General features: G+C 60.2%; 15 protein-coding genes. All 15 read right to left on the reverse strand.

Annotated features, from left to right (window positions below):
- Positions 1-3: 3 nt before the first annotated feature.
- On the reverse strand, positions 4-864 hold the full coding sequence (locus AC2A1E_RS00725; protein ID WP_484382115.1) for a GHMP family kinase ATP-binding protein: 861 nt from the start codon (positions 862-864) through the stop codon (positions 4-6).
- Complete coding sequence (cobD, locus tag AC2A1E_RS00730; RefSeq protein WP_484382116.1) at positions 857-1,930, reverse strand: threonine-phosphate decarboxylase CobD; 1,074 nt, start codon at positions 1,928-1,930, stop codon at positions 857-859. The genes AC2A1E_RS00725 and cobD overlap by 8 nt, the downstream gene beginning before the upstream one ends.
- On the reverse strand, positions 1,923-2,705 hold the full coding sequence (gene cobA / locus AC2A1E_RS00735) for a uroporphyrinogen-III C-methyltransferase (protein WP_484382117.1): 783 nt from the start codon (positions 2,703-2,705) through the stop codon (positions 1,923-1,925). Before cobA ends, cobD begins: the two co-directional genes overlap by 8 nt.
- Positions 2,706-2,724: 19 nt before the next feature.
- Positions 2,725-3,933, reverse strand: coding sequence for an acetate/propionate family kinase (locus tag AC2A1E_RS00740; protein WP_484382118.1), 1,209 nt, complete (start codon positions 3,931-3,933; stop codon positions 2,725-2,727).
- On the reverse strand, positions 3,926-4,375 hold the full coding sequence (locus AC2A1E_RS00745; RefSeq protein ID WP_484382119.1) for a EutP/PduV family microcompartment system protein: 450 nt from the start codon (positions 4,373-4,375) through the stop codon (positions 3,926-3,928). The genes AC2A1E_RS00740 and AC2A1E_RS00745 overlap by 8 nt, the downstream gene beginning before the upstream one ends.
- Before the next feature lie 4 nt (positions 4,376-4,379).
- Positions 4,380-4,730 (reverse strand): propanediol utilization microcompartment protein PduU, encoded by a 351-nt coding sequence (gene pduU, locus AC2A1E_RS00750; protein ID WP_459402814.1) that lies wholly within the window; start codon positions 4,728-4,730, stop codon positions 4,380-4,382.
- The gene (locus tag AC2A1E_RS00755; protein ID WP_484382120.1) at positions 4,730-5,287 is read right to left on the reverse strand and encodes a BMC domain-containing protein; all 558 of its coding nucleotides are present in this window, start codon (positions 5,285-5,287) and stop codon (positions 4,730-4,732) included. Before AC2A1E_RS00755 ends, pduU begins: the two co-directional genes overlap by 1 nt.
- Before the next feature lie 3 nt (positions 5,288-5,290).
- Positions 5,291-6,628, reverse strand: a complete 1,338-nt coding sequence (locus tag AC2A1E_RS00760) for a 4Fe-4S dicluster domain-containing protein (RefSeq protein WP_484382121.1) — start codon at positions 6,626-6,628, stop codon at positions 5,291-5,293.
- Positions 6,625-7,737 (reverse strand): 1-propanol dehydrogenase PduQ, encoded by a 1,113-nt coding sequence (locus AC2A1E_RS00765; protein ID WP_484382122.1) that lies wholly within the window; start codon positions 7,735-7,737, stop codon positions 6,625-6,627. Before AC2A1E_RS00765 ends, AC2A1E_RS00760 begins: the two co-directional genes overlap by 4 nt.
- A 10-nt stretch (positions 7,738-7,747) precedes the next feature.
- A complete protein-coding gene (locus tag AC2A1E_RS00770) occupies positions 7,748-9,139 on the reverse strand; it encodes an aldehyde dehydrogenase family protein (RefSeq protein ID WP_484382123.1) in 1,392 nt (463 codons plus the stop codon).
- Positions 9,139-10,149: a cob(I)yrinic acid a,c-diamide adenosyltransferase gene (locus AC2A1E_RS00775; protein ID WP_484382124.1), complete on the reverse strand. Its 1,011-nt coding sequence runs from the start codon at positions 10,147-10,149 to the stop codon at positions 9,139-9,141. The genes AC2A1E_RS00770 and AC2A1E_RS00775 overlap by 1 nt, the downstream gene beginning before the upstream one ends.
- A gap of 409 nt (positions 10,150-10,558) precedes the next feature.
- Positions 10,559-10,837 carry a EutN/CcmL family microcompartment protein gene (locus AC2A1E_RS00780; RefSeq protein WP_337263764.1) on the reverse strand — a complete coding sequence of 93 codons (279 nt, stop codon included), beginning with the start codon at positions 10,835-10,837 and terminating at the stop codon, positions 10,559-10,561.
- Between the two features lie 3 nt (positions 10,838-10,840).
- Complete coding sequence (gene pduM / locus AC2A1E_RS00785; protein ID WP_484382125.1) at positions 10,841-11,323, reverse strand: microcompartment protein PduM; 483 nt, start codon at positions 11,321-11,323, stop codon at positions 10,841-10,843.
- Entirely contained in the window at positions 11,320-11,952 is a 633-nt protein-coding gene (locus tag AC2A1E_RS00790; RefSeq protein ID WP_484382126.1) for a phosphate propanoyltransferase, read from the reverse strand. Before AC2A1E_RS00790 ends, pduM begins: the two co-directional genes overlap by 4 nt.
- Entirely contained in the window at positions 11,952-12,428 is a 477-nt protein-coding gene (locus AC2A1E_RS00795) for a BMC domain-containing protein (protein WP_484382127.1), read from the reverse strand. The genes AC2A1E_RS00790 and AC2A1E_RS00795 overlap by 1 nt, the downstream gene beginning before the upstream one ends.
- Positions 12,429-12,448: the final 20 nt, after the last annotated feature.

Raw genomic sequence — 12,448 nt, forward strand, 5'->3', positions numbered from 1 at the left:
GTTCTAACGCACCCCGCCAGCAATCAACCTAAGCCGATGCTGCTTGGGATATTCCCGGCCAATCTGCCGCTGTTGCAGTTGCCAGCACAGTTTTTCACTATCGTGCCGCTCGGCATCAAACAGCAACCCCACCACGCTGCCGCTGTGCGCCACGTTCAGGCCGTAAATCCCGCAGTTTTCGCTGATCCCTAATAACTCATCGAACAGCGGCTTGGGCAGCAGCCGCTGGCTGGCGCGGGCGCTGAGGGTGGCGGCTTCACCCAGTTTGCCGCAGTCATGGGTTTTGATCGCCAAGGAAAACAGCGCCCAAGCCTGTTCGAGCATGGCGGCATTTTCCAGCAGCGCCTGCTGGCGATCGCGGCGGTGATAATCGGCGGTGTTCAGGGTGTGCGGGCTTTCCAGCAGCAGAATATCCAGCGCTGGTAGCCAATCACAGGGGATCTGGGTGGCGGCCGTTTGGTGATCGAACAACGTCAGTTGGCGGAACAGCGTGCTGTCGGTGGGTTCCAGTTGCACGCACAGCTTGGCGAGCGTGGGTTCATCCAGCGAATGGCCAAGATGGCGGGCGGTAGCCTGCGCGGTGGCAGCGATATCGGCGGTGCTGCTGGCCAACCCTTTTGCCACCGGGATGCTGGAGCTGAAATCAATGCGCAAACCGCGTGCAGCGCTGCCGGGGTGGCCAAAGTGTTCCAGCACGTTTATCAACATTTGGCGCATCAGCGGGCGCTCATGAGTGCCCGGTTGCCCGTCGTTTACCGTAACGTGGCTGAACCAGTTGATTGGGCAGGAAACCAGCTTTTCACCGCCGAGGATCCAGCCTTGAAGCAGTTCACCGCAAGAGGCGGGGCAGCGCGCCTCAGCCATCGGCAAAAACCTGCCGTAATGCCGCAATCAACCGATGGTTAGCCGCTGTGCTCTTTATCGCCACCCGATAGTAATCGGCAGAAAGGCCGGGATAATTGGCACAGTGGCGGATCAGAATCTGCTGTTGCAACAGCGCCTGTTGCAGATCGATTTCTGGGCGCAGGCAGCGCAGGAAGAGATAGTTTGCCGCGCCGGGCCAGACGCGCAACTGCGGGATGGCCGCCAACGCATCAAATAGCCACGCCCGCTGCTGCGCCAGCCATTGATGGGTTTGCTGAATATAGTGATGGTCGTTGAGAATGATCTCCCCCGCCAGCGCGGCAAAGGTGTTAATGGTCCAAGGCTCCCGCGCCTGCTTCAGCTGCCGGATGCCCGCCAGATCGCTGCTGACCAAATAGCCGAGCCGCAGCCCCGGAATAGCAAAAAACTTGGTCAGCGAGCGCAGGATATACAGCTGTGGGTAATCGGCGATCTGTGGAATAAAGCCCGGCGTATCCGGCAGAAAATCGATAAAGGCTTCATCGACGATCAGCGCGATATCATGTTGTTGGCAACAGGCGAGAATGGCTTGCAACAGGGCGGGATCGGGCATCAGCCCCGTCGGGTTATTGGGGGTGGCGATGAACAGGCAATCGGGGCGCTGCTCGGCTAGCACCTTCAGCAGGCGTTCGTCGGGCTGAAACCCGCTCTCTTCCTCTAACGGATAATGCTGAATACGGCATTTTGCCCGCCGCAATGCCCGGCGATATTCGGCAAAACCCGGCGTCAGCAGCAGCGCGGTGCGCGGGCGCAAGCGGTTCACTATGGCGTAAATCAGCTCGGTTGCGCCGTTGCCCGCGATGATATTGTCCGGCTGGCAATGGTGCGCCCGCGCCAAGGCGGCATGCAAACGGCGGTATTCAACGTCGGGATAGCATTCGGCGCTGTCGAGTTGCGCAATAATCGCCGCTTTCAGGCTGGCAGGCATGCCCAGCGGATTAATGTTAGCGCTGAAATCGAGAATATCCGCCGGATTTAGGCCGGTTTTCAGCGCCATTGCCAGCACGTTACCGCCATGTTCACTCATGGGGTGTTAAAACCACAGAGGGAAGGGCGATCTGCTCAGGCATAAACGCCAGCACCTCACGCAGATTAACCACTTGGCCGACCACGATCAGCGCCGGTGCGGTTAAGCCTTGCGCGGCGACCTGATCGACCAGCGTGGCCAGCGTACCGGCGGCGATTCGCTGCCGCTGGTGGCTGGCATACATCACCACCGCTGCCGGAGTCGTAGCCGCTTTGCCCCCGGCGATCAACTGCTGGCAGATACTGGCCAACTGTGTCATGCCCATCAGGATCACCAGCGTGCCCTCCAATTTGGCCAGCGTGGCCCAATCCTGCGGCTGATTCCCCTGGCGCAGGTGGCCGGTAATCACATGAAAGCCCGAAGCATAATCGCGGTGGGTGACCGGGATACCGGCATAGGCCAGCCCGCCGATGGCCGAACTGATACCGGGGATCACTTCAAACGGGATCTGCGCTTGCGCCAGCGCTTCGGCCTCTTCGGCACCGCGCCCGAACACATAAGGATCGCCGCCTTTCAGGCGCACCACGTTCAGGCCGCGCCGCGCACAGTCAATCAGCAGTTGATTGATCTGCGGTTGCGGCACCGGGTGGTGATCGGGGTTTTTGCCGACGTTAATCATTTCACAATTACTGGGGGCTTCTTGTAACAGCTCAGCGCTCACCAGACGATCGTAAACCAGCGCCTGCGCCTGCCGGATGCAATGCAGGCCTTTGACGGTGATCAGCGCAGCATCCCCAGGCCCGGCACCGACCAGCCAAACTTTTCCACTTTTCATCGTCGCTCTCATCGGGTTATCAGGCGGGTTGCGGCTGCGGGTTGTTGAGCGCCACGCGCACCACGTCGCGGGCGATCATCAACTCTTCGTTGGTGTTCACAATCGCAATCTGCACCGGTGAACCCTCGCGCTGGATAAACGGCTGATTGGCGAGGTTCTTCTCCTCATCCAGTTCGATGCCGAGAAAGCCCAGTTGATGGCAGATCTGCTGGCGCGCATTACGGGCGTTCTCGCCGATGCCGCCGGTGAAGATCAGCGCGTCGATGCCGCCCAATTGCACGATATAGCTGCCAATCACCGCGCGGATGCGTTCAGCAAACAGCTTGAGCGCCAGTTGTGCTCTGGGGTTGCCGGTAGCGGCGGCCTGTTCGACATCGCGGTAATCGTGAGAGACGCCGGATACGCCCAGCAAGCCGGACTGATTGTTGATCAACAGATTGATCTCCTGCGCATTTTTCCCTTCCGCCTGCTGGATAAACGGCAGGATGGAAGGATCGATATCGCCGCTGCGGGTGCCCATCATCACCCCGGCCTGCGGGGTAAAGCCCATGGAGGTATTGACCGAATGGCCATCGCGAATGGCGCAAATGCTGGAGCCATTGCCCAAATGGCAGGAAATAATGCGTAGCTGATCCAGCGGGCGGCCGAGCCGTTGCGCACACACCGTGCTGACATATTTGTGGCTGGTGCCGTGAAAGCCATAGCGGCGGATGCCGAGTTCCGCGTAATAGCGCCAAGGCAGCGGGTAGAGGTAATGGATATCGCTCAGCGTTTGGTGGAAGGCGGTATCAAATACCGCAACGGAACGGGCGTGGGGCAGCGCCTGCTGGAAAACGCGGATCGCCTGGGCGTTTACCGGGTTGTGCAGCGGGGCCAGCGCGCCGAGTTGTTCAATCTTTTCCAGCACCTCCGGCGTAATCACTACCGAATCACAGAAGGCCTCACCGCCGTGTGCCACCCGGTGGCCAACGCCGCAGATTTCCGTGAGCGAAGCGATAATCTGATGCTCGATCAGCGCATTGAGCAGGTGCACGGCGGCCTGATGGCAATCCATGATCGGCAGGGTGTTGCACCATTTTTGCTCCCCGGCGCGCAGCGTCACAACGGCGTCCTGCATGCCAATGCGCTCGATCAGCCCCTGGCAGATCACCTGCTCGCCGGGCTGGGAAAATAGTTGAAACTTCAGTGAAGAACTGCCGGCGTTAATCGCCATAATTTTACTAGGCATACGACTCTCCATCAGGATTTAAAAACTGGATCAAATCTGCCATCCCGGCACCGGTTTGCGCCGAGGTATGAAACACCTTCTGCACACCAGCCTGATGCAGACGGTCTGTCGCCCAGGCCAGTTGATTCGAATGGGTGAGGGTGTCAGCCTTGCTGATAATGCCGATCACCGGCTGGGTGAAAACCTGTGCAAACATCGGGGCAAACCAGCTCTGTTCCGCATCCAGGTTCTGCACCAGCCCGATGACATCTGCCTCGCAGGCGCTGGCGAGCAGGGCGCTGTACAGGCAGCGGTTTTCCAGATATTCACCGGGGGTGTCGATCGCGCAGTCCTGCCAGATAATGGCCTGGGTCTTTTGGTAGTTCAGCGTTTCCCCCTGCAAACGTTGGATCAGCGAGGTTTTGCCGCACTGGCTGGGGCCGATCAGCATGATGCGTTTCATGGCGTCAGGTCCGCGTCAGGTTACAAGCGGTGAACTTCATCATGTCGCCGAGGGTGTAGATCACCTGCTTCAACGCGTACTCCACCGCCGACACATCGCCGGTGAACACCACTGCGCCAGTGAAACGATCGATAAAACCAATCTCTACCGCGCCGGATTTGGTGGCGATATCGCTGGCGATGATCGACGCCTCGCTGGGGGTGATGGTCAGAATGCCGATGGCATTGCTGGCGTCGCTCAGGCCGAGTTTTTTGTAGAGTGCCTTGTTAGGGTTGGCGATCAGGTGGGCCAGGGTGATCTGTTTCCCCGGCACGTATTCCTGAATCACCCGTTCGGTTGCGGTTGGTTTTTCCATCATGCCCCCTGAATCAGTTGGCGCCACAGCGCCTCATGTGGGCGCGGGATCACGGTGCTGTAAATCAGCAGGCCGTTTTCGCCCGCGCTCTGGCTGGCGACGTCTACCGCGTTTTTGACGTCGGCAATATCGCCGCTCATCACCTGATAGCACTTACCACCGATGCCAAACGCCATATGGATGCGCACCAGCGTGATATGCGCCGCCTTTACCGCCCGATCGGCGGCGGTGATGCAGGCCACGGCGCTCCAGGTTTCCACCACGCCAACGGCCTGGCGATTTTCCACCGGGTTCAACCCGTTCAATGCGGGCAGAACCGACGGGTGGAGATTGGGCAGCACGATGCTGTCGACCAGCAGATGGCCGCTGTGCTGGGTGCCGTTTTGCACCGACTGCGTTACCGCCCCTACATCGCCCCCCACCATCAGCAGGTACTTGCCGGGGCAGAGCGTTTTACTCACCAACAGCTCAACGTTGGCGCCTTTCAGCATCAGGTCACAGACCTCTATGCCCTTGGCGATACTGCTTAGTTCAACAATTCCAATGGCTTGTGACATAACTTATCCTTTGGCAAGGGTGATGGCGGTGGCGCTGACTTCAACCACGGTGCCGTTGATGCTGGCGTGGATCGGTGCGCCGAGCGCGCCGTCGGCAATATTGGCAATGCATTGGCCGTGTGCCACTTTTTCCCCAATAACAACCGTCGGGATCGCCGCCGCGCCGATATGCTGGCGTAACGGCAGCAGCACCTGTTCTGGTTGATAATCTTGCGCACTGAACGGCGCGGCGTGTGCCCACGGGGTGAGCTCCAGGCGGGTGACCAGCCGGGCCGTTGGCACCATGCGGTATTGCGCCATCGGATCGGCATCACGCAGTTCGCCGCTGTAGCGTGCGCCCTGCTGGCGCAATTGCTCCTTCAGCAGCCGGTTGATGCGCATCGGCGAGATATCCACCGGGCAGGCGTAGCTTTCGCACAGGCTGCACTCCGAGCAGGTCAGGGCGCTTAACAGGATCTCAGGCGTTGCCACCTGCTGATAATTCACCGCCCGCACCAGCAGATGCGGGGGTAATTCATGGCCGATCAGGTGGCGCGGGCACAGTTCGGTACACAGGCGGCATTGCTCGCACACGGTGCGGGCGATGGCCATGATTTCCCGATCGCTGCGGGTACGCCGGGCGATCAGCAGGTGATCGGCGGGCAGTACCAACAGGCCGCCGCTGGTTTTGGTTACCGGTTCGTTCAAATTGGTCAACAAGCGCCCCATCATCGGGCCGCCGTTGATAAAGCCGGGGTTAGCCACGGTAGCGCCCCCCGCCAGTGCCAGCACTTCGCGGAAACTGATCCCCAGTGGCACCGTCAGCGTGATCGGTTTGGCAACGGCACCGTTGACCGTGAGAGTGCGGCGGGTCACCGGCCACTGTTGTTCCACGGCGCGCGCGATATTCAGCACCGTCTGCACATTATTCACCACCACGCCAATGCTGATCGGCAGCGCAGCCGGTGGCACCCGGCGGCCAGTCGCCAGCCAGATGGTGATCACTTCATCCCCGGCAGGGTAAACATCGGGGAGAATGTGCAGCCGGATGTGTGGCGGCAGCAACGGCGTCAGTGCTTCGATCGCCTCAGCGTATTTGGCCTTCAGCGCGATAATCCCTTCCCGCGCCCCGGTGGCGGTCATGGCATATTGCAGGCCGCGCAGCAACCGTTCGGCTTGGTGAGGGATCAGTTGCTGGTCCACCTTCAGCATCGGTTCGCATTCGGCGGCGTTGATCAGAAAGATTTCCGCTTGCGCTTGCAGTTTGATCGCCGTAGGGAAACCGGCACCGCCTGCGCCAACCACGCCTGCTTCACGCACCCGCTGGCGGATAGTGTCGGCATCGCATACCTGAACGTTCATAGCAGTGCCTCAAGAATGTCGCGAATGTCCTCTGCCGCCGCCGGGCGTGGTGTGGTTTTGATCGTGGCGTCGGCCAGCGCAGCAGCAACCATTGCCGGAATGCGCTGTTCAAGCTGACTCTCACTGAGTTTGAGATCGGCAAGGTAGCGCGGTATGGCGCACTGGGCTTTTAGCTGCTCAATGCGCTGAATAAGCTGATTCACCGCTTGGCGATCGTCGCTTTCTGCCGGGCTGATACCGCAAACGCGCGCTAAACGGGCGTAGCGCTTGCGTGCGCGGGTTTCGGCGGCGTTGAACTGAATCACCGGGATCAGCAGCAGCGCATTTGCCAGCCCGTGGGCGATATGGAACTGACCGCCCAGTTGGTGGGCGATGGCGTGGTTAATCCCCAAACCAGCCTGGCTGAAGGCGATCCCCGCCAAAGTTGAGGCGTTGTGCATTTTGCCACGGGTGATCAGGCAATCGCCTTTCCGGCAGGCGGTGGGCAGATGGCGAAACACCAACTGCGCGGCTTTTTCTGCCAGCGCGTCGGTAAAATCGCTGGCGCGCGGCGAAACATAGGCTTCCAGCGCGTGCGTCAGCACATCCATCCCGGTGTTGGCGGTGATCGCCGGCGGCACGCTGGCTACCAGCGCCGGATCGAGAATGGCGATATCCGGGTAGATCTCATCGCTGAACAGCGGGTACTTGATGTTCTTTTCCGGATCGCTAATCACAAAGGCGCTGGTCACTTCCGAGCCGGTGCCGCTGGTGGTTGGTATGGCAATGCAGGTATCGATATTGATACCCTGCTGGCGGCTGAACCAGACAATCGCCTTGGCCGCATCCAGCGCCGAACCGCCGCCAAAGCCGATCACCACATCGGGGCGTAGGGTCTGCATCTGCTCGATCCCTTTGACCACGGTGGCGATGGTCGGGTCGGGCGTAATATCGCTGAACAGCGCGATCTGGTTATCTTCGTTCAACGCCTGTTTCAGCCGCTCCAGCAGCGGCGACGTGGCCAGAAAGCCGTCACAGATGATCCAGATTTTACGCTGGCGGAAACGCCGCAACGCTTTGAGGCTGTCTTCACCGCTGTAGATCCGCGTTCGTACGGAAAAAGTTTTCATACACCCTCGCTCAACGAATGGAAAACGCGTCGGTCAACACGCAACGACGCTGCCGGGCAAAGGTGCGGGCAGAGGTAGTGCCTTCCCCCGTCGGCGTGGCGATGGTGAAGGTGGTAAAGCCCTCACCACCGACGCCGATCCCAGCATACGAAGGGCCGTTTTTAACGAAAATTGAGGTCTGTAACCGGCGGGCAGCCAGATTAAGCCGCGTGACGTTCTGCGAGTGCATGATCGCGGTGTGATGCAGACCATCTTCTACCTTCAACGCCAGTGCCAGCCCGGCGTCGAAATCCTTGACGCGCACTACCGGCAGCAGTGGCATTAACTGTTCGGTGGTGACCAATGGATCGTCCCCGGCGACTTCTACCAGCAGCAAGCGTGGCGGTTTGGCCGGGCAGGGCAGGCCCGCGGCGGCCAACAGTTCGGCCGGGCTTTTGCCCACCAGATCTTTATTGGCATGGCCGTCTGCCAGGCACACTTGGCGCAGGCGATCGACGTCCTGCGGTTGAGTAATCAGTAATGCATCGAAGGCTTGCATCTGTTGCAACAGGCGATCGGCAACGCTCTCCACCACGATCAGCGCTTTTTCAGCAATGCAGGGCAGGTTGTAGTCGAAAGAGGCACCGGCCACGATGTCCTGCGCGGCTTTCACCAGTTCGGCGGTTTCATCCACCAGGCACGGAGGGTTACCGGCCCCGGCACCAATCACTTTCTTGCCGCTTTTCATCCCCATGTTGACGATGCCCGGCCCGCCGGTGATCGCCAGCAGAGCGATGTCGGCATGGCGCATCATTTCCTGTGTGGCGGCAAAGCTCGGGTCTTGCACGGTGACTACCAAGTTGTGAATGCCGCAACTGTTGAACACGATCTCTTCGATCAACGCAATCAGGTCCAGAGATACCTGCTTGGCCCCCGGATGCGGGCTGAAATAGACCGCGTTACCAGCGGCCAGCATGCTGATGCTGTTGTTAATAATGGTTTCGGTCGGGTTGGTGCTGGGGGCCACGGCGCCGATCACGCCAAAAGGCGAATACTCAAACAGCACCATGCCGCCGTCACCGGTGATGGCGGTGGTGGTCAAGTCTTCCACGCCGGGCGTGTTCTCCAGTGCCGCCTGGTTTTTCAGCAGCTTATCGGCGCGGTTGCCCATGCCGGTTTCTGCCGCGCCACGCTCGGCCAGTGAAGGCAGATGCGGTTTGATCTGTTCGCGCAGGGCGCTGATGATGGCGCTGCGGGTTTTCATCGGGCTTTGCTGATAGCGCAGAAAGGCGCGCTGTGCGGCACCGATTGCCTCATCGACGGTGGTGAAAATGGCATTGGCACGTTGGGCCGGTGCCGTTGCTGGCACCAATTGCTCAGTGAGGATGGTGCGAATGAGAGACTCAAGATCGGTAGGGTTCATTATTCATTCCTCAGGTGTAAAGCTAAAATGGCCGCTTGGGCGATATGCATATCCTGCTCGACGCTGCCGCCGCTGATCCCCAGCCCGCCGATAATCTGGCCGTTACGCCACAGCGGGTAGCCGCCGCCAAAGGTGACGACTTTGCCGCCTAGGCTGGCTTCTAACTGGAACAGATCGGCACCCGGCTGAATGGCGGCGCTCAATTGGTGAGTGGGCGTTTTCATTGCCACGGCGGTCCAGGCCTTTTTCGGCGCCAGTTCGCAGCTCACCAGCAGGGCATCGGGCATGCGGTAGGTCATAATTAGGTTGCCGTGGCGATCGCTAACGGCGATCACCACCGGAAGTTCAAGTTCAAGAGCGGAAGCCACGCACAGCTTTAATAACTGGTGGATATCCACAAACGTCAGTTCTGCCGTGGTTGGCGTGCTGGCCGGGGCGGCGTGAGTGGCGGCCAGATAGCGGGCCACCACCGTTTGAGTGAGTTGCCGCAACCACTGTTGATGGTCTTCAGCGCGGGCCAAGGCGTACAGGCAATCCGACAGCCGGTTCAGGTACTGCAATAACGCTTGGCGCACCGGAACCTGATCCGCCAGCTCAATCAGCCGCCGTTCTGCGCGGCGAGCCAGCGTGCGGGCGAAATGCAACCGGCTGCCCGCCTCACTGCTACCCGGCAGGATAAACCCCTGCACCGGCGGCAAGGCGGACATACAGCGATCCACCGCCTGTTCCAACTGTTGGATGTGCGCATCATTGATGGTTTTGTGCTGGCCGGAAGTGACTGCTTCCCCTTCGCTTGCCAGTTCAGCGCTGAAATAGAACAGTTGATGCTGCACTGCGTCGAGCAACTGCTGGTTTTCTGGATCCTGAACCACTCGCGCGCACAGGCTCAGTGCCGCGTTCAGTTCATCCAGGGTGCCGTAGGTTTCCACCCGCGGATGGCTCTTTTTCACCCGTTGGCCGGTAAACAGTGCGGTGGTGCCTTTATCGCCGGTTTTGGTATAAATGCTCATCACGTTGGCTCTCAGTTAATCCTGTTCTCTTGCACATTGTTGCCCCTCACCCTAACCCTCTCCCCAAGGGAGAGGGGACTGAACGTGCCACAAATGGGCTTACGCAACTGCCCATAACACTGCATCAACTCCCTCTCCCCGAGGGAAAGAGGGCTGAACGTGCCACACATGGGCTTACGCAACTGCCCACGACACCGCATCAACGCCCTCTCCCCGAGGGAGAGGGCTGAACGTGCCACACATGGGCTTACGCAGTTGCCCACGACACCGTATCAACTCCCTCTCCCGAGGGAGAGGGAGTTGAACGTGCCACACATGGGCTTACGCAGCTGCCCACGACACCGCATCAACTCCCTCTCCCTGAGGGAGAGGGCCGGGGTGAGGGGGGAAATACGTGCCATATGGCTGGCTAATAGATACTGACGCTGTCGACGATGGCGACAATCGCCAGATCGATGGCATCATTCGGTTCGGCAAACACCCGGCGGGCGCTGGAACCGCCAGACAGCAACACCAGTTCGCCTTCACCGGCTCCGACGGAATCCACCGCCACTTCGTCCGGCTTATCGCTGGCCGGGGGCAATGAGCCGTCGCCGGTCACGCGCCGCACCAGCAGCAGCTTCTTGCCGATCAGCGTCGGCGATTTCTGCGTTGACACCACGGAACCCACTACTCTGGCTAGCTGCATGATTTACTCCTGCCTTAACAGTTGAATACGGCGCGCTGACAGATAATCCTGCGCCAACGGCGTCACACTGGTTTTGGGGCTGATAATCAGCCAGCAGGGGCCGAGCGTGGCAATATCGCCATAACTCAGCAGCCTGCTGGCACTCAGCCGGATCGGCTGCCCCTGATGATCGCTGAGGCTCAGCGGCAATCGTTGCAGCGCTTTGCGCGGCAAGCTGGGCAGCAACTGCTGATGCAGGCTGATATGCACCCGCAGCCCCCATGACCAGGCCTCGTGCAGCGCGGCCACCGCCGGTTCGGTGCTGTTACCGGCGGCCAACTGCTGCATAAAACCCGGATCGGGCAGCAGCAGATGCAGGGTGGCATGCTGTAAATAAACCGCCGGTTCGAGCCCGTGCCGCAACTGCGGCAAGCTCACGGAATAAACCCGTTGCTCACGCTCTACCAGCCGCGCTACCACCAGATTGACCAGCCGCTCCAGATTCATGACCGAGGCACCAAGGTGGCGAAAGCACCGGGATCGTCCGCCCCGGCGGCGTTGGCTTCGTCGGTATCGATATGCAGCTCCAGCCGCATTTCTGGTGAAACGCGGATCGCCACATCGTCAAACACCAGCCGCCGCCCGCCGCCCTGAACCGCGACCTGAATGCGCTCGCCGTGCTGCACCCGATAAATCAGGGCGTCCAGCGGTGACATATGAATATGGCGCTGGGCCACGATCACGCCGTTTTCCAACTCCAGCTCGGCAAACGGGCTGACCAGCCGGATGCCCGGCGTGTTGTCCAGGTCACCCGACATGCGCAGCGGCGCGGCAACGCCCAACGTGCGGGCATCGCTGCGGGAAATCTCCACCTGGCTGCGGCTGCGCAGTGGCCCGAGAATACGCACCTTGTGCAAGCTGCCTTTCGGCCCGACCAGCGTGATGCTCTGCTCGGCGGCGTATTGACCGGGTTGCAGTAATGCCTTTTTCTCAGCCAGCGGTTGCTGTGGGAACAACCGCTGGTAATCCTGCTGAGACAAATGCACATGTCGGTTGGAAACCCCAAGCGGGATCGGACGCAGGCGCATCTCGTCGAGGATCTTACTGACCACGGGCTCCAACAACGCTTTTTCCATCAGGCTTTACCTCCTTTCGCACTGTGCAAACAACGGTCGCGCGGATCCCCTTTTTTGCGCTGGCAGGCAGGATCCAAACAAAGATTGCAGCTTGCCCGCACGATGGAAAAAACCGGTGTTTCTGCCAGCGCGGGTTCTGGGCTTGCAGGCAGATCCTGGGCTGGTTCTTCTTCAACGGCGGGTAGCACTGCCGCTGCGGGCTGCGGCGGCTGCCAGTGCGCCAGCAGGGTATCTGCCGGGCGGGCCAGCACCGCTTGTGCTACCAGCCCGTTGCGCTGTGCGGCAAAGGCCGCGCCGGTGGCAATCGCCGCCTGAACGGACGCCACATCGCCGGTGAGGCGGATCAGCATCCAGCCCGAACCGTTGGTTTTTTCCATCCCGACCAGCTGGACGGATGCGGCTTTCGCCATGGCATCCGCCGCGCCAATCGCCAGCGCCAAACCGCTAACTTCGAGTAATCCCAGTGACGTTTTCACGCTGTGCTCCTGTTGTTACC

Source organism: Serratia sp. HNCC26DJ206 (assembly GCF_057180605.1).